This is a genomic window from Flagellimonas oceani (assembly GCF_011068285.1).
GTDB classification, from domain to species: Bacteria; Bacteroidota; Bacteroidia; order Flavobacteriales; family Flavobacteriaceae; genus Flagellimonas; species Flagellimonas oceani.
Window position 1 is genome coordinate 3152127 of sequence record NZ_CP049616.1, and the last position, 17120, is coordinate 3169246.

Below are 17120 nucleotides of genomic sequence, written 5' to 3' on the forward strand. Positions count from 1 at the left end.
GATCACACCTTGCTTTTTTTTAGGTACGCATCCCTAAGGAAGCGTTTCACAACATATACGTGAGATTCCCATTTGAATTGATTACTTTAGTAATCCCAAATCTCACATCATGAACTACAAGACAAAAAGCTTAATCTACTTTTCCTGCTTCTTGGCAGCATCAACACTATATTATGTAGTGGACCAACGCGACGATTTCCAAAATCAACTCAACTCAAAAACCTACGTCGAAACCCATTTTGAGGATACGGGTGATTTTACCGACGAGTCCACAAAAGATGATTTGGAAGAAAAATCCAAATAATTTTTCACCCCTTTTAATGGCCATATAGAATAAGCCTCATTTTACGGTTTGTTTATATACTTGGCCAAAAACACCCATTAAAACATAAGCATTGGTACCCATGTAGACCATGTGGCGCTAATAGTTAAGTATTGCCGATCAACTGTACAATCTACAGGTAGCGGCAACTGTAAGAGATTTGAAAGTATTCTCCGATCACAACAATCCATGCAGCATGGCATAAAAAAATGCAGGAGAAATGGAGAAGAGGATAGTGTTTTTTGTTGATTTAAGAGGCCGCGCCAGCCATGGTCGCGGTTTCTTTTTTATATGGCCATCAATAAATTATCTGCTTTTTTACAGATATATTTGATTATCTGCTTTTTTACAGATATATTTGATTATCTGTTAATCAACAGATTTATATAAATTCATCATCATGATAGCCATACTCACAGGGGACATTAAGAACTCGTCGGAACACAAGGCCAACAAATGGCTGCCCCTATTAAAGGAAGCGCTGACCAAATACGGCAGCGAACCCAAGGATTGGGAAATATACCGGGGCGATAGCTTTCAACTGCAGACCAAGCCGGAAAACGCATTGGAAGCCGCCATCTACATCAAGGCGAGCATCAAACAAATTCGCCATTTGGATGTTCGGATAGCCATTGGATTGGGCGAAAAAAATTATGACGCTCCCAAAATCACCGAGTCCAACGGCACCGCATTTGTAAACTCCGGTGAACGTTTTGAGAACCTCAAAAAACAAAATCTGGGGATTAAAACCCCTAACGAAAAATTTGATGGGCACATGGACCTATTGTTGGAACTGGCGCTTCTGACCATGGACGATTGGACGCCCGCAATATCCCGAACAGTACAATGTACCATGGACTACCCGGAAATGAACCAAAAAGAACTGGCAGCGCTCCTCAACAAATCACAAGGGAACATTAGCGAAGAATTGAACAAGGCAGGATTTGACGAAGTCAAAAAAATGATTCATTTTTACAGGGAACAACTCGCACAATTATGATGCTTTTGGCCCTAAAACTTATACTCGCCCACTTTATTGGAGATTTTGTCCTCCAACCTGCACATTGGGTCGAGGACAAATTGGAGAAAAAGGGACGGTCCAAATACCTCTATTTCCATATCGGGGTCCACTTACTTACATTATTGATCATCCTACAGTTTCAACATATTGTACCGATCATTATTATTGTGGTGACGCACTTTCTCATCGACTTGGGAAAATTATCGCTTACCAATCCCAAAAACTACCGCTGGTTGTTTGTGGCGGACCAAATATTGCATCTTTTGGTTCTAGGCGGTGTGTTGTACTGGATATCACCGTTCCCGATAAACTTTGGTGCTTTGTTCACCGAAAAAAACTTACTGCTGACAACTTTTTTGGTATTTGTCACCTATGTCTCGGGAATCATCATGCGCATGTTGCTGGCCCCCTACATTGATGAAGTCGCCAGGGACGACGCAGATACCACCGAAGGAGGGTCACTAAAAAACGCCGGAACCTATATCGGCATGCTGGAAAGGCTCTTTGTGTTCGGCTTTATTTTGATGCAACAATGGGCCGCCATTGGACTTTTGATCGCGGCCAAATCCGTATTCCGGTTTGGAGACCTCAACAAGGGCAAAAACCGCAAGCTAACCGAGTATGTGCTGATCGGAACGTTGTTAAGTTTTGGCTTGGCCATACTTTCGGGCATGTTTTATGTATATCTATCCGAACAACTTTAAGCCATTGTTTAAAAGCGAAAAAGCCATCCAATAAAGAATGGCTTTTTCAAAATTAACCGAAACACTTGCTTAAAAAACGTTCGCATTTTTTAAAACCTGTAAACTTTCCAACACGTTGCTTACTGCAAGGGTCATGGATTTCGCAGAGACCGTGGCCCCTGATATCCCATCAATATCTTCCCCGTAAATCAGTTTTTCACCCGATTTTCTTCCGATAAACTGTTTTAACCAACGCTGACTGCCCACTTGGCGCCCATGGTCTTCACGGTAGATCAATATTTTGGATTTTTTCACGCTTAGGTCAGGATTGAGCAAAACCACGTAGTCAAAGGTTTTCTTTAAACTTGGAGCGACTCCCACATAAATATACCCAACCTTTTTGCCCGAAGAAATGATCTTGAACAGATTCTCCCCACCCAATTCAGAGGGGGTCCGCTTGTTCAGATTGGACGCAATCTCTATCCGTTCCATGGAGAATTCCTCTACTTCATAGGTTCCTTGTATGGCATTGTCAATCTTTTCTTGAAGCTTCGGCGATATCTTGTCCGCCTTAAACCCAAAAAATAACAACGTGATCAGAACCACTGCTGCTGTATGTCCCTTAAACCTACTTGCCAGCATTCCCTTTTGAAGCATTATCCGTCACAAATTTATTGATCAATTCTAAAATCTCATCCTTACCGGCGTTAGCAGCTTCCAGCTCATAAAATTTCATAAACATGGGTTGTCCATCCACTTGTTTTAGCAGAGTAAGGTCTCCTTCCCTATCATACACCTCGTCCCAAGCATCTCTGGCGGTCGCCCAAAAATCTTTGTGCTCGCCCCACCAATCGGTAGCAGCCTTACATCTTTCGTCGGCTACCTTTACATAGGTATTGTAACCCTTTTCCTGTGCAAGCAGCACATCTTCCTCACCATCTTTACGAATGATCTTATCATTGTCCTGCTCATGAACCCAACCCGTTGATGTGATCTCTTGGCGATTACCACGGCTCATAACATTGTAATCGCTCCTTTTGGAATACTCTCTTCGCGGAAGCGGTGAATCGCTTTGGTTTTCCCAGTAATGTTTTCCATCAAAATGCACCCAAGTCGATGAACCGGCATATCTTGGGCTATCGTCCACCTGATACACTTTTTGGGTCCACTGCCCTTTCACTTGGTCGGCCGGCAACTCAGAAAAAACCCAATTGTTATCCTTGTCGTAATGGAAAATTTGCTGGTTCTCGTACAACCAATCCTGTCTCCAGTGTTTAATCACCATGGTATCGTTCAGCACCAATAAGTGCTGTATGGAGATTTTATTGTCCTTATCCACAATCGGCAATGCAAGTTCCAGCGCTTTGGAGGTATAGTCCAAATGTTTCTCGTAGTCAATTTCAGGTGCAAAGGTCTCCGTGTATTTAAAACTCACTTCGTAGCAGCCGCACATGTCCAAAATAGCTTCGCGGTCCAGTTCCTTCTTTTCTTGTGATGTGCCCGTAATTGTTGCAAAAGCTAAAAACAGCAAGGGCAGGATTGATTTTTTCATATTGGTCTTTGTTAGAATGTTTTAAAAAATGATCTGGTCAAAAATACTAAACTAATTTAGATTGAATAAAAATAAAATATATATTTGTCATCAAATTAAATAGAATGAGTCTAAATAAAAATACCAACCTCTTATTTTTGACTTTGATTTTTTCTGTGATGGGACTTGCTCAGGAATCCAAAAAACAAGAAAAAGACTCATTGTCCATGCAGCAATTGGACGAGGTGATATTGACCGGGGAAAGCAAGGTGATGTCCCTCAGTAAAAAATTGTTCTCGGTAGGTACCATAGATCAAAAGGACATTGCCAAAGTTGCAGGAAACAACCTGGCCGATATACTTAATTACAACCTGAACATCACCGTTACCCCAGATGCATCCACAGGGCGTTCCACCATTAGTATGTTCGGTTTGGACGGACAGTACGTAAAAATACTTATTGATGGTATCCCCATGGCCAGTGACAATGGAATTGGAAACAATATTGACATCACCCAGATAAACCTTGAGGATGTGGAACGCATTGAAATCGTGGAAGGCTCCATGGGTGTCCTCTATGGCGATAATGCGGTGGCAGGTGTTATCAATATTGTGACTAAGCGGGGATTGGACAATAACCATAAATGGCAACTGCAACTATCCGTGCAAGAAGAAACCGTAGGTAGTGAATATGCGCTTTTTGATGAAGGCCGACATATCCAAAATGTAAAACTTAGCCATCAATTGAGTGATAAGACCAGTATTGCCATCGGGGGCTCCCGAAACGACAATGCTGGTTTTTTTAATGGCTACAAAGGGAAAAACTACGTCAATATTCAGGATAACGCCGTGGTGAACGATAGCCTTCGCGGCATGGAGTGGAACCCGAAAGAACAGTTAACTGCGTACGGAAACCTCAACACTTCCATAGGAAAACACAACATCTTCTATAAAATCCAATATTACGATGAATCCGTTCCGGTATACAATCATTTTGTAAACGGAAGGTTGGATAGCAACACGGGCATGCCGAACCCGACCGCCTTGGACGAAAATTTTGATACGGAAAGGGTCATGAACAACCTTAACATCACGGGACCCCTAAAAGGGTCAACGGTCTACAACCTCTCTTTGTCCCACCAAACCCAAAAACGGTATTACAAACAATATGTGTACAATATTCTACAACAGGGCATAGAATCCGTCAACTCCGACGATTTAAGTCAATCCAGTGAAATTTGGTACTCCAAGGGGTTTGTGAGCAACATTGTCCCCGGCACGGATTTCTTCAACCTGCAATTGGGGTACGAGTTCAACCACCAAACCGGTTTCGATGCCATCGCCACGGGCGAATACTCCAGCGATGTGGTGGAAAACACGTTGGAGAACTATGATTTTTTCGGAGTGCTGGACTTTAATATTACCGACAGGTTCTCCATATTTCCAGGGGCACGATTTACCAACAACTCCCAGTTTGGCAACAAGTTGATATGGTCCCTCTCCTCCACCTACGACTTCAGCAATTCATTTAAGGTAAAAGCAGTGTTCGGCTCTGCCTTTAGGGCACCCAATTTTGAGGAACTCTTCTTCTACTTTGTGGATTCCAACCATAACGTACAGGGAAACCCCGATCTTGACCCGGAAGACGGCCTTTCCGTATTCTTGAATGTGGAGGAAAAGTTCCGGTTATCCGATAGCAGCATGCTCAAAACCGCGCTAAAATCCTTCTATTTTCATATTGATGGTAAGATTGCCTCCATCATCAGCACGGACGACCAAGACCGAAACCTGTTCACTTTTGACAATGTGGACCGTTCCCAAATCTTGGGTTTTTCATTGGAGAATTCCCTTATGATGAACCGTTGGCAAGCCTCTTTGGGGGTGACCTACATGGGAGAATCCACTACCATTGATGCCTCCGAAGGAATAAGCAGCGACTTTTTATGGAGTTTCAATCTACAATCCGCCTTAAGTTATAGCATTCCCTCCATCAAGACCGCATTGTCGGCACAACTAAAATACACGGGCAGGTCCCAAGTAGTACTCAGCGGTACGGATGGCTCCGTCGTGGGCCAAACGGACGATTTTACTTGGATGGATGCATCGGCACGGACCAACATAACCAAAGATTTGAGCATTACGCTGGGCGCTCGGAACATCTTCGACATTGTTCGGGTAAATGCCTCGGATACGCCCACCGGCGCCCATGGGAGCGGCGGGGCCCCAAGTCGTTTGTTCGGCAATGGAAGATCATATTACCTAAAACTATTATACAATCTAAATTTCAATTAAAACCAATGAAAAAAACTATCCTTTTAAAAGCGATCGCACTCCTTCTTATTATTAGTTCCTGTAGCGATGATGAAGGCCAAGACCTCATAGACTTTACGGTAAACTTTAGCAGCGAAACCGTTGGTACCACCGAGGAGGACACCACCAAAGAGATTACCTTGAGTTTTTCAAGGCCGGCTTCCGAGGCAGGAACCATCAATGTGAACTACACGGGCACCAATGCCGAGTATGGAACGGATTTTACCACAACACCGGATGGTGCATCTGGGACCATTGCCGTCTCCGTAGCGGCTGGTGACAAGGATGCATCGTTTACCTTTAACAAATTGTCCAATGCCATCGAAGGTTCCACGAAATCCGTGACGTTCTCCATAGATGGTTTCGACCAAACCGACTGGTCGCAAGGTTCTACGGCGTCTACCTTGGTGAGCTACGCACCCATTGCATCCACCGGTGGCGTTATTGATACGGATAATGGCGGGGCCACGATACCCAATCAAGTCTACTTTGATTTTAGTTCGGAGACTCAAACCACGGTTAAACGGGATATTTGGGAAATTGGATTGTACAACGGTACCGAAAATCGTGTGTTCCTTAATTCCGCACTTGCTGTATCCGCAGTGGAAATTACCGGGGAAACCGATCTACTTGCCATTACAGAAGCCAGTAACCTTCCCGAACCCATGGAGTTGACAGGTCTGAACGCCATGTTTCAGCCCGAACCTGTGACCGTAAGCACCGTTTCCGAAGTATTGGAAGGTTTGCCGGTCGGATACTTTCAATATGGAAACTTGGAAGAAGGTATTTCCTTTACCGATTATCCCGAAGGCAATTTGGACGATACGGCATTTGCCGAAATCTCCACCAATCCCGAAGAAAACTATGTTTACATTGTAAGTTTGGGCAATGAGATCCCTTCTGAAGAAGAGCTTGAGGCTCCTATCGACCCCGGGAGCATTGACACTTCGGGAGATCATCGCGGGTTTTTAAAAGTAAGGATCTTGAGCGATGGCAATAATTACACCATTCAGTATGCAGCGTTGGGAGAAACCGAATCGTTCACTGAAGTGACCGTTCCAAAAAATACCGCTTACAACCTTACCGCCTTTAGTTTGACCAATGGCGAGACCGTTAGCGTAGAGCCCACCAAAGAGCAGTGGGACATCAACCTTAGTGGCGTATTCGCTTATTATGGCGCGCAAGGCCCTACCATTGCCGGCTTGACCTTCTCCGACTTTGTGATGCACAATACATTGGGAGGCACCGGGCTTTATCAGGTTACCTTGTACGAGGTGGATTCCGAAACAGATGAAGTAACCGAATTTGACGTACCCTCGTATGCTGATTTTACCATGGCCGATGTTGACGAATCCGCCTTTGTGTATGATAACAGGGCCGTTGTTGGAAGTGGCTGGAGAGATGCCTTTGGTGGCGTAGTCAAAGATGATAGGTACTATGTTGTAAAGGATGCCGACGGCAACTACTACAAATTCGACTTTACCGCCTTCACCAGCACCGAAGGGGAAAGGGGACATTACCAGTTTACCTACGAAAGATTATAAACAAATATAAGATTCATTTATTCAGATGCTCAACTCTCGACCCACCACACCTTTTGTTATCCCATCATCCTGAGTGGTTCGGTTTGAGTTAGTTTGTGTGAGGAGCGGGGCCTATGGTCCCGCTTTTTTTTATCCGCTTTTACGACACTAAAAAAATCGATAGCGTTAAGGCAAAACATCAAAAAGCGGTTACTTTAAATTAAAACACATCATAATGAAGGACGACATGGGAGTAATAGCCACAGATAACAGAAAAATACAATTGTTTTATAATAGCGATTCCAATAAGGGACAGCAAACTTTTGCCTATCTTAAATCCAGCAAAAAAAAGGTGCTGAACGTAGACCTTTGCAAAACAAAGGTTACGGCCACCCAATGGACCGAATTGGCCGATCTATTGAATAAGCCCATAAAAGGACTGATCAATACCGACCATGCAGATTTTATCAAAGAGTATGGCGAAAATCCTGACCTTAAAAGTGAGGACGATTGGCTGAAGGTTTTGGAGAACAATCCAAAGGTGGTTACCCAGCCCATTGTTGTTAATGGCGACAAAGCCATTCAGATTGATACTCCTTCCGAGGTAGTGCCCTTTTTGGAGGACGAAGACTAGAATACCCGATCCGAACGTATATGCTCTAAACATGCCATTAACACGCCCATGCCGAAAAACAAGAATTCACGCATTTTAAAAATAATAGGGGGAACCATTTTGCTATTGGTTTTGGCGGGAGTTGCGGCACAATTGTTTTTCTCCAACAAGGTAAAGAACATACTCAACGAAAAAGTTCCGGAAGCACTCAATTTAACCTATGCCGATATAAGCACCAATGTTTTTTTGGGCAAAATCAGCCTAAAAGAAGTCAGTGGCAACGACCCTGACAACACTATCGACTTTAAGGCGGCATCCATCACACTGTCCGGTTTGGAGTATCTTCCCCTGATTCAGAACGGCGACATTACCATTGGTGAAATTTATCTTGGCGCCCCGGAAGTGGTTTTTCATCAAAAGGAAAAGGATACCACTTCAAAAGCGAACACTTCGGAACCATCCAAAAAATATCTGGTGGAAAATTTCCGAATCGAAAACGGGAGCTTCCACATGTTGAACAAAAAATTGGACAGTACCGCTACCGTCCAAGGTATAGCCCTTACCCTTTCCAATATCAATTTTGATAAAAATACCGCCAAGGAAAAGATTCCGTTTGCCTATGGCGACTATCAATTACGCACTGAAAAAGGATATTTCAGCATGAGTCCTTTGGAATTCATTGAGTTTAAAAAAATGCAGTTGACCCCTGATAACGGTGGATTTGAACAGTTTGTGCTGCGTACCAAATACACCAAGGCCGAACTTTCGCGAAGGCTTGCCATGGAACACGACCACTACGATCTCATCATCGATAGCATTGCCCTGAAGGATTGGAATTTTGGGGTCGATGACGAACTCCCTTATTTTCACATGGGGCACATGCAGCTACAACGCCCTGTTTTTTATGTGTATCGTGATAAATTGTTGCCGGACGATGAGTCCCACAAAAAATTATACAACCAAGCACTTCGCAATCTAAAACTAGACCTACAGGTTGATACGGTCCAAATCTCCAATGGCAAAATAGGGTATGAGGAACGCGTAAAGGAAGATATTGAGCCCAAGAACCTAATGTTTACGGAAATCGATGCCATCGTGAGCAACCTGCACAGTCGGGGCACGGGCGATGTGGTGGTGGATGTAAACGCAAAACTTATGGACAATGGGCCGTTTAGCCTGGGCTGGACGTTCGACCCCCAAAACATGTCCAACCATTTTACGGCAAAGGGCTCGCTTTCCAATTTCCAGTCCCAGAGCATCAATCCATTTTTAAAGTCCAATTTAGGGGCAGAGGTCAAAGGCACTGTGCAGCAGCTCTATTTTACCATCAGCGGCAACGAACTGGAGTCTCAGGGCGACATGAAAATGAAATACGAAAACTTTGAATTCATCGTACTCAAAAAAGACCGTTTGGGCGTCAACAAACTGCTCACGGCGGTGGTGAACCTGTTTGCGAACAATGGCGACAAGACCGATGAGGACGGCTTCCGCTACGGGAGCTTCAAGGTAGGACGAAATCAAGATAAATCCTTCTTTAATTATTTATGGATCAACCTGCAGGAAGGTCTGGTCTCCACCATGACCGGCCGCGGAAAAAAGCGTAAAAATTAGCATGGCCAAAAAAAAGATATACAAGCGCAAACGGTATCTGTTCCCCTTGACCCTGCTTATTTTGCTGATCGGGCTACGGATCGCGCTACCGTACATGGTAAAGAATTATGTAAACAAGGTTCTGGCCGACATTCCCGGTCATTATGGGCATGTGGAGGACATAGACCTTTCGCTGATCACCGGTGCCTACACCATACACCAATTGTATTTGAACAAAGTGAATGCGGGCTCACAGATTCCCTTTCTCCATTTTGAAAAAACCAATATTTCCATAGAGTGGAGTTCCCTTTTAAAGGGAAAAGTGGTGAGCGAGATCAACATGACGCGCCCTGAGATGATCTATGTGTTCGAGGACCAACAAACGGACACGCCCGAAGATGCCGATGTGGAGGATTGGTCCAAGGCGCTCACCGATTTGGTGCCCATCGACATCAACAAGCTGGAAATCCATAACGGCAAGGTGGCCTTTGTGCAGCTGACCGCGGACCCCAACATTGACCTGCACCTGGAAAATTTGGAGCTCTACGCGACCAACCTACGCAATGTGGTTAGGAAAGAGGCACGATTGCCCAGCAATCTATCCGCCGATGCCGTAAGCATTGGAGGGGGCGACCTGCATTTGGAAGGTCAAATGGATCTGGTAAAGCAAATTCCCGATATGGACCTCTCCCTAACCTTGGAAAATGCCAACGCCACGGCCCTCAACGACTTTACGGACCACTATGCCGGAATCGATTTTGACAAGGGGAACTTTAACCTGTACAGCGAAATGGCCATTGCCGATGGCTACCTTCAGGGGTATATGAAACCCATTATCAAAGATGCCAAGCTCATTGGCAAGGAAGATGCCTTTCTGGAAACCTTATGGGAGGGTTTTGTGGGCTTTTTTAAGTTTATCCTAAAAAACCACAAGGAAAACACGCTCGCTACCAAAGTGCCCATTGAAGGCGATTTAAAGAATGTAAGGACGAAAACGTGGCCCACCGTGACGAACATTTTTAAAAATGCCTGGATCAAAGCGTTCAAGGGCATCATAGACGATGATATCGAGTTTAAGAACGTACAGGAAACCGCCAAAGAACAAAGTGAGAAGGACTGAGTAAGGAGTTAGGAAGGCTTTATCGTTTGTAGGCAATCCACAAGCCCCCACCACCTTTTCCACAAAACAGTTAACCCTTAACCTTTTTACCCTTTACCGCTTCACCTTTCACCCCAAACCGACCCCTGCCTCCGTACTTCCAACTTTACACTTCGTATTTATGGAAAACCCTTAGTTTTTTTAAGGTTTTCCCGTAATGGTAATTTATTGGTAATTAGTAATTTGCAAACTCAACCTCCCATTAATTTATTTCAACACGTATTGTAACTATGACCCAATGTCATAGGATAACCCCCTATACCTGTTAGTCTAAACACTAAGAGGTTGCAGAATGAGCAGGCTTTTCCAAAAACTTAAATACTTTGTTGTTCCCCTCGCCTATATTTTAACGGGCCTTATTTCGTATGGGGATCACTTCTATATTTTACCTACTACCTTGATCGTGTGTTTTTTGACATCCTACTATTTAATCGGAAAGGTAAAACAACAAATGCTTTGGTTTTTTTTGCCCCTGTGGCTATTGATTTTAATTCCTTCTCTGATAGACATGGATTTTAAAAGGTCTATCCTTTATTTAATCTTTATTCCGGCTTGTATCCTTTTGGGAAGATGGGCAAGAACATCCCATTTTTTGCCCAAGTTTATATGCACCCTCTTGTTTGCGATTTTTTTGGGCAAGTATGGTTATCCAAGTATGTTCTTGGCCTTGACCGACGATTCAAAATTTTATATAGCCAAACCTTTTCCCACAGACTTGGTTTTTACAAATAAAGACATGGAAACCATTACATTCGATAAAAAAATTACCGTATTGGATTTTTGGAACACCTCCTGCAAACCCTGCTTTGAAAAATTTCCATACTTCGAAAAAATAAGTGAAAAATACCAACACCCGGATATTGCCATTTACTCTGTAAACATACCTTTAAAAAATCAAGGTTTTGAAGAGCGCATCCAGGTCGAGGCCAGATTGGGACATTCTTACACTACCATTTACGGAGAAAACATGAAAAAGGTACAGAACACTTTGGGCTTCAATGCTTATCCACATTTGATCATTCTAAAAGACAGCACCATTATTTACAGCGGTAATTTTGTGACTGGCGAGAGTATTTATATTGATAATCTAGACCGACAACTTCAAAAGATTATCAAGGAAAATGGTATTTTAATTCCCGAAAATCGATAGCGCATGAGAACTAAAGGATTATCGAACGCTTGTCTGTTTTGCACACTAATTTTAATAGTTTCCTGCGGTCCTTTTAACAAGGTTGACACTACGGGAACGGAATTGCCGGCGCAGGAGTCGGAGAAACAGCATTTGGTGCTGCGGAGCTTGCTCAATAAAGAAGGCTCCGAAGGGTATCAAGAACTTTGGGTCAACGGCAAACCATATCCCATGGGCCGTTTGGAGACCATTTTGGATACCATAAATCCCGATTACACCATAGAAATTAAAAATGATAGCATAGCCAAAAAGCAACTGTTGATCCTCAAAACCCGACCCTAAGCTTACATCCCTCAACCTCCCTTTCACCTTTTACCTATTAACCCGTAACCCGTAACCCGTAACCCGTAACCCGTAACCCAAAAAATTGATAATTGTCAACTGTTTATTGCAAATTGTAGAAAACCCCTATTTTTTTTAAGGTTTTCCCGTAATGGTAATTTATTGGTAATTAGTAATTTGCCCTTCGCAGCCCCTTTCCCCAAGAACTTTACAGCAACCTCGTATGCTTTGTATAAAAAGACGAGTACATCGGTTACCTACTGATTTGGGTGATAGTGATGTGTTTTATACTAAAAAAACGATTATCTGTGATTTCTTGTAAAACCTTCGAATGAAACAACTTAATATTGATTTTGAGAATTGCTTTGGAATTGGAAAATTGATTCATCAATTCGATTTTGAGAAAAGTAACACTCACTTAGTTTACGCGCCGAATGGAACAATGAAAACTTCCTTCGCAAAGACATTTGATTTAGTTTCAAAAAATGACCCTAGAAATAAACCATGTGATCGAATATATAGGGCAAGAGTTTCAAAATATGAAATTCGAAAAGAGGATTCTGAAATCAGTCCAGATGATATATTAGTAATAAATGCCGAAGATGATAGCTTTGATGCATCAAGTAAGATCAGTAGCTTTCTTGCAAGCAAAGAACTAAAAGATGAATACGAAAGTATATATCAGGAACTGAATGATTTAAAGGTTGAATTCATAAAAAAACTAAAAATCATTTCACAAAGCACTGATTGTGAATCTGAATTTATCATAACATTTTCGGAAGATGAGAATTCAGATTTTTTTGAAGTTCTTTCGAACCAAATTAATCATCTCAAAACAGAATTTGAGAAATATGAGTTTCGTTATAACGACATCTTTGATAAAAAAGGCAATGTGAGTAAATTTCTTGATAAAAACCAAGAAATTTTAAATCAATATGTTAGTGATTATAAAAATATAATTTCTAATTCAAAATTTTTCAAAGAATCTAAGGATAATACTTTCGGAACGTACCAAGCAAATACTATAATAAAATCAATTGAGGACAATTCCTTTTTTGATGCTGGTCATAAATTTGTTTTAGAGGACGGAACTGAAATTGAAAATGCTGAAAACTTAAAAGCAATAGTAGAGGAAGAAATTCAAAAAATTTTGAATGATGAAAAATTAAAAAAATCATTTGAAAGAGTGGATAAAGCAATCGGTTCCAATGCAGAGTTAAGAGCCTTCAAAAAAGTAATTGAAAAGAATAATCTGATTTTAGTCAAATTGAATGATTATGAAAAGTTTAAAAAGGAAATATGGATTAATTACTTTTCAGAGGTAAAAAAAGAAGCAGAAGAATTAGTAACTCAGTATTTAGGGAAAAAGAGCCGATTAGAAGAAATTATCAGCGAATCAAAAAAGGAATTTGATTTATGGACTAAAATCATAGAAACCTTCAATTCTAGATTCCACGTCCCTTTCAAAGTTAATATCGTGAACCAAGAAGATATTATTTTAAAGGAGGAAACCGCTAATCTGAATTTTGATTACTCCGACAGAGGAGAAGAGCCTGTAAAACAAAATCGAGAAAATTTACTAACGATTTTGAGCAAAGGAGAACAAAGAGCTTATTTTATTCTTCATTTTTTATTCGAAATTGAATCGAGAAAATTAAAACCTAATAAGAATCTTTTGATTTTTGACGATGTTGCTGATTCATTTGATTACAAAAATAAATTTGCTATAATTGAGTACATAAAAGAAATTCATGAACAAGATATTTTTAAAACAATTGTACTAACTCATAATTTTGACTTTTATAGGACGGTTGCATCCAGACTATTTTTATGCAGAAGTAAGGATTTTTCTGCGGTTTTGATGACAACAAAGAACTCAGACAATGAAGTTAAACTTCATCAAGGTGAGTATGTAAATGATATCTTTAGTTATTTTATAAAAAAATATAAGGAACCAAAGTTCTTTATCAGTCTAATTCCTTTTGTAAGAAACATTATCGAATACACTGATTCTAAGAAAAATAATGACTATTTAATGCTTACCAGTTGCCTTCATAAAAAAGAAGAAATAGGAGATATAACTGTAGATAAGATATTTGAGATATTTAAAAGTAGATTAGTTAAATTGGAAGATAAGACTATAACTTTTGGAGAAAAAAAAATAATTGAATTAATAATGGAAACCGCAGACTCAATTGCGGTTGAAGACGCTGATGAAATTGCGCTTGAAAATAAAATTTGCCTTGCAATAGCTATTAGATTGCAAGCAGAAAAATATCTAATTGCTAAACTTCCAGAGGTTGATTTATCTGACCTTAAGAACCAAACTCAAGTTTTATATAGAGAATACTGTTCTAAATATCCTGAGAGTGAAGCTCTATTTACATTAGATAAGGTCAATTTAATGACACCCGAAAATATTCATATTAATGCTTTTATGTATGAACCATTAATTGATATGTCGATAAGTCATTTGACACATTTATATGACGAAGTAAATAATTTGAATTAAAGAAACCTCCCCCAATCACCTCAATCCACTTTACCACCCAACAGCCTACGATAACATGCTTCCGCAACAGGCAAAAGGTGCTCTCCCAAATAGGTAATTGGATAATCAACAGCTTTATCCAAGTAACTACCGTAGATCTCTGTAAAATGTTCCATTTGCTCTGGCGGCACTTGCATCAACTCAGCCACGAGGGACATCAAATCCAAACTATATAATCCATGATCATCCAAACCTAAATTTCGTAAGGCTTCGGTGAGTTGGCTGTGCTTTAAATCTTGCTGTATCAGATGTACGATTTGGGACTTGTCAAACATAACAATGAATGTTTTTTGATACTTAAATGTAAAACAAAATTACATTAATGCCAATTAAATATACATTTTAAAATAACATTTATGGAAAGTAGATTTTCATAAGTGCACTGCATACTTGCATTTTGTACATTTGGCTTAATGAATGAGAAGTTCAACAGAATCAAAGAAATCTTGGTCAGGCAAGGTGTTAGCCAGAAAGATTTGGCATTTCAGCTTGAAAAAAATGAGCACACTGTCTCCAACTGGTGCATCAATAAATCCCAACCTCATTTAAAAGATTTATTTAAAATCGCTGAAATCTTAGAAGTAGATGTTTGTGAATTGTTGGTATCTACAAAACCGTAGCACCACGCCCAAATTGTCATTTCGTACTCCGGTCCCAAAGTGGTGAGGGAGCTGAAGAAGTGTGCCAAATCTCAAAGAATAAATAAATCACTATTGCATTACTGCTACCAAAAACCTATTTTCAATCACTAAATACAACCTCAATTATGAAAAAATCCATCTTGTTGCTATGCCTTTTTTGCTTTGCTATTAGTTTCAGCTTTGCACAAAACAAGAACACAACCATAGAACCAGAAATCGAAATGAAGGCAGGCTTGCTTGGGTACCGTTTTTTTAAAGATGGTGAGCGCCTCAACTGGAAAGAACTTATGGAGGCCACGGCATCGGTCGAAGAGGCCAATTTGCTCATTAAAAGAGGGAGGTCCCAAAATACTTTTTCCTCTATTTTTGCTTTTACGGGAGGTGTTTTTATTGGCATTCCCTTTGGTCAAAAATCCGCTGACCGTGACCCTACTTGGGAACTAGCATATGTTGGCGGGGCATTGGCACTGGCAGCCTTTTATCTTTCGTTCAAGGCATTTAACAATATCAACAAAGGTGTGGACAGTTATAACGTTGCTGTAGCCAAACAATCCAGCTATAGGTTCGAACCAGAGTTTTTTATAGTAAACAACCAAAGTGGTTTCGGATTGGCCATGCGGTTTTAGTATTGGTATTCCAAAAAAGATTTCTTTTAACGAAAAACCTTACATTTTATGGGTGAGTAGTAACAAATCTATCAAAGTTTCTGTTAATTTAAGCTGTAACCAAACCGCAATAAAAACAACCAAACAAATGAATTTGAAAAAATTTTTCATCTCAATAGTTCTTTTGATTTTATTGATCAACTGTTCTACCAATGAGGATGGTTCACCTGAAAGTGAATCACAGACTCCTCCAGAAACAGAGATTGGAGAAAATGCCGAGGATGAACCTACAAAAGAGCCCGAAGAATCTCCAGAAATTGTAAAAATGCTCAAGACTTTTTCTTCAACAGACCCTGGATTTGCCTTTGCCCAAAGGGACTTTCACTATGAAGACGGGTTCTTGACCCAGTTTGATTACAATAATGAATCCAAGACTTATGTCTATGATGATCTTGAACGATTAACAATAGTTACCTCCGAATATTATACACTTAAATATGAATATGATGATCAAAGTCAATTAATCCAGGTTAAGAAAATAGTAAACAATGAAACAGAATTTGTTATCGATTTAACCTATGAAATCAATCAAGTTTCCATAACAGCTCAACTTAGCTATAATTATACATACAATTTAGTTCACTTGTTAGACGATAAAGGTAGAATTATAAAAATAATTGGGGATGACGGTACTGATGACTTCAATGTAAAGGAATATACTTATGACGAAAAAGGCAACATCATAAAAGAAGTCTTAAGGGACAGTGAGAGATTGGAGGACAGAGAAAACAATTATTCCTACCATCTTGAAATGATTAACCCATTTTTTGTAGCGTATGAAAAACTAAATCAAAGTAATTATCATTTTTCAAATTTGACAGATATTTTTATTTATACAGAATATGGCACCACACCAAATGTTATTGATCGACAAAACTATAAATATACCAGTGATGATTCAAACTATCCTACTGAACTGGTTGCCAGCAACGAAAATGGGGATTTCGTGTGGTTGTTTGAATATTATTAACTGTCAAGTAGTTTCTAACGACAAGGAAAGTCCTTTGATAAAAATAGTTTTCTCAGTCGCTGCGCTTCTTC

General features: G+C 40.5%; 17 protein-coding genes. 14 read left to right on the top strand and 3 right to left on the bottom strand.

Annotation, left to right across the window (positions count from 1 at the left end):
• Window positions 1–109: 109 nt before the first annotated feature.
• The 3 genes from GVT53_RS14355 (at window position 110) to GVT53_RS14365 (ending at window position 2047) form a co-directional block, all read left to right on the top strand.
• Entirely contained in the window at window positions 110–304 is a 195-nt protein-coding gene (locus GVT53_RS14355) for a hypothetical protein (protein WP_166249192.1), read from the top strand.
• A gap of 418 nt (window positions 305–722) precedes the next feature.
• Window positions 723–1322, top strand: a complete 600-nt coding sequence (locus GVT53_RS14360) for a transcriptional regulator (RefSeq protein ID WP_166249193.1) — start codon at window positions 723–725, stop codon at window positions 1320–1322.
• Window positions 1319–2047: a DUF3307 domain-containing protein gene (locus tag GVT53_RS14365; protein ID WP_166249194.1), complete on the top strand. Its 729-nt coding sequence runs from the start codon at window positions 1319–1321 to the stop codon at window positions 2045–2047. Before GVT53_RS14360 ends, GVT53_RS14365 begins: the two co-directional genes overlap by 4 nt.
• A gap of 69 nt (window positions 2048–2116) precedes the next feature.
• Here GVT53_RS14365 and GVT53_RS14370 read toward each other — a convergent pair whose 3' ends face one another.
• A complete protein-coding gene (locus GVT53_RS14370) occupies window positions 2117–2668 on the bottom strand; it encodes an FMN-binding protein (protein WP_166249195.1) in 552 nt (183 codons plus the stop codon).
• Complete coding sequence (locus GVT53_RS14375; RefSeq protein ID WP_166249196.1) at window positions 2655–3578, bottom strand: DUF6607 family protein; 924 nt, start codon at window positions 3576–3578, stop codon at window positions 2655–2657. Before GVT53_RS14375 ends, GVT53_RS14370 begins: the two co-directional genes overlap by 14 nt.
• A gap of 104 nt (window positions 3579–3682) precedes the next feature.
• Between GVT53_RS14375 and GVT53_RS14380 the strand changes: the two genes are divergently transcribed.
• From GVT53_RS14380 to GVT53_RS14415, 8 genes are all read left to right on the top strand, one after another.
• Window positions 3683–5848: a TonB-dependent receptor plug domain-containing protein gene (locus GVT53_RS14380; protein WP_166249197.1), complete on the top strand. Its 2166-nt coding sequence runs from the start codon at window positions 3683–3685 to the stop codon at window positions 5846–5848.
• Window positions 5849–5853: 5 nt separating this feature from the next.
• Window positions 5854–7410 carry an HmuY family protein gene (locus GVT53_RS14385; protein WP_166249198.1) on the top strand — a complete coding sequence of 519 codons (1557 nt, stop codon included), beginning with the start codon at window positions 5854–5856 and terminating at the stop codon, window positions 7408–7410.
• Window positions 7411–7624: 214 nt separating this feature from the next.
• On the top strand, window positions 7625–8023 hold the full coding sequence (locus tag GVT53_RS14390) for an arsenate reductase family protein (protein ID WP_240905029.1): 399 nt from the start codon (window positions 7625–7627) through the stop codon (window positions 8021–8023).
• A gap of 48 nt (window positions 8024–8071) precedes the next feature.
• Window positions 8072–9613, top strand: a complete 1542-nt coding sequence (locus tag GVT53_RS14395) for a DUF748 domain-containing protein (RefSeq protein WP_166249199.1) — start codon at window positions 8072–8074, stop codon at window positions 9611–9613.
• A 1-nt stretch (window position 9614) separates the two neighbouring features.
• A complete protein-coding gene (locus tag GVT53_RS14400) occupies window positions 9615–10712 on the top strand; it encodes a DUF748 domain-containing protein (protein ID WP_166249200.1) in 1098 nt (365 codons plus the stop codon).
• A 775-nt stretch (window positions 10713–11487) separates the two neighbouring features.
• Window positions 11488–11901 (top strand): TlpA family protein disulfide reductase, encoded by a 414-nt coding sequence (locus GVT53_RS14405; protein ID WP_166249201.1) that lies wholly within the window; start codon window positions 11488–11490, stop codon window positions 11899–11901.
• Window positions 11902–11904: 3 nt separating this feature from the next.
• Window positions 11905–12222 carry a hypothetical protein gene (locus tag GVT53_RS14410; protein WP_166249202.1) on the top strand — a complete coding sequence of 106 codons (318 nt, stop codon included), beginning with the start codon at window positions 11905–11907 and terminating at the stop codon, window positions 12220–12222.
• 331 nt (window positions 12223–12553) lie between these two features.
• The gene (locus tag GVT53_RS14415) at window positions 12554–14734 is read left to right on the top strand and encodes a hypothetical protein (RefSeq protein WP_166249203.1); all 2181 of its coding nucleotides are present in this window, start codon (window positions 12554–12556) and stop codon (window positions 14732–14734) included.
• Between the two features lie 20 nt (window positions 14735–14754).
• Here the strand turns inward: GVT53_RS14415 and GVT53_RS14420 are convergent, their stop codons facing one another.
• Window positions 14755–15048, bottom strand: a complete 294-nt coding sequence (locus GVT53_RS14420; protein ID WP_166249204.1) for a hypothetical protein — start codon at window positions 15046–15048, stop codon at window positions 14755–14757.
• 138 nt (window positions 15049–15186) lie between these two features.
• Here GVT53_RS14420 and GVT53_RS14425 point away from each other — a divergent pair, with 138 nt between their 5' ends.
• From GVT53_RS14425 to GVT53_RS14435, 3 genes are all read left to right on the top strand, one after another.
• Window positions 15187–15393: a helix-turn-helix transcriptional regulator gene (locus tag GVT53_RS14425; protein WP_166249205.1), complete on the top strand. Its 207-nt coding sequence runs from the start codon at window positions 15187–15189 to the stop codon at window positions 15391–15393.
• A 146-nt stretch (window positions 15394–15539) separates the two neighbouring features.
• On the top strand, window positions 15540–16040 hold the full coding sequence (locus tag GVT53_RS14430) for a hypothetical protein (RefSeq protein ID WP_166249206.1): 501 nt from the start codon (window positions 15540–15542) through the stop codon (window positions 16038–16040).
• Between the two features lie 127 nt (window positions 16041–16167).
• Window positions 16168–17049 (top strand): hypothetical protein, encoded by an 882-nt coding sequence (locus tag GVT53_RS14435; RefSeq protein WP_166249207.1) that lies wholly within the window; start codon window positions 16168–16170, stop codon window positions 17047–17049.
• The last annotated feature ends 71 nt before the right edge of the window (window positions 17050–17120 follow it).

Coding starts and splice junctions, on each gene's coding strand:
- GVT53_RS14355 (WP_166249192.1), top strand. CDS start 110: ATGAACTACAAGACAAAAAGCTTAATCTACTTTTCCTGCTTCTTGGCA.
- GVT53_RS14360 (WP_166249193.1), top strand. CDS start 723: ATGATAGCCATACTCACAGGGGACATTAAGAACTCGTCGGAACACAAG.
- GVT53_RS14365 (WP_166249194.1), top strand. CDS start 1,319: ATGATGCTTTTGGCCCTAAAACTTATACTCGCCCACTTTATTGGAGAT.
- GVT53_RS14370 (WP_166249195.1), bottom strand. CDS start 2,668: ATGCTGGCAAGTAGGTTTAAGGGACATACAGCAGCAGTGGTTCTGATC.
- GVT53_RS14375 (WP_166249196.1), bottom strand. CDS start 3,578: ATGAAAAAATCAATCCTGCCCTTGCTGTTTTTAGCTTTTGCAACAATT.
- GVT53_RS14380 (WP_166249197.1), top strand. CDS start 3,683: ATGAGTCTAAATAAAAATACCAACCTCTTATTTTTGACTTTGATTTTT.
- GVT53_RS14385 (WP_166249198.1), top strand. CDS start 5,854: ATGAAAAAAACTATCCTTTTAAAAGCGATCGCACTCCTTCTTATTATT.
- GVT53_RS14390 (WP_240905029.1), top strand. CDS start 7,625: ATGAAGGACGACATGGGAGTAATAGCCACAGATAACAGAAAAATACAA.
- GVT53_RS14395 (WP_166249199.1), top strand. CDS start 8,072: ATGCCGAAAAACAAGAATTCACGCATTTTAAAAATAATAGGGGGAACC.
- GVT53_RS14400 (WP_166249200.1), top strand. CDS start 9,615: ATGGCCAAAAAAAAGATATACAAGCGCAAACGGTATCTGTTCCCCTTG.
- GVT53_RS14405 (WP_166249201.1), top strand. CDS start 11,488: ATGGAAACCATTACATTCGATAAAAAAATTACCGTATTGGATTTTTGG.
- GVT53_RS14410 (WP_166249202.1), top strand. CDS start 11,905: ATGAGAACTAAAGGATTATCGAACGCTTGTCTGTTTTGCACACTAATT.
- GVT53_RS14415 (WP_166249203.1), top strand. CDS start 12,554: ATGAAACAACTTAATATTGATTTTGAGAATTGCTTTGGAATTGGAAAA.
- GVT53_RS14420 (WP_166249204.1), bottom strand. CDS start 15,048: ATGTTTGACAAGTCCCAAATCGTACATCTGATACAGCAAGATTTAAAG.
- GVT53_RS14425 (WP_166249205.1), top strand. CDS start 15,187: ATGAATGAGAAGTTCAACAGAATCAAAGAAATCTTGGTCAGGCAAGGT.
- GVT53_RS14430 (WP_166249206.1), top strand. CDS start 15,540: ATGAAAAAATCCATCTTGTTGCTATGCCTTTTTTGCTTTGCTATTAGT.
- GVT53_RS14435 (WP_166249207.1), top strand. CDS start 16,168: ATGAATTTGAAAAAATTTTTCATCTCAATAGTTCTTTTGATTTTATTG.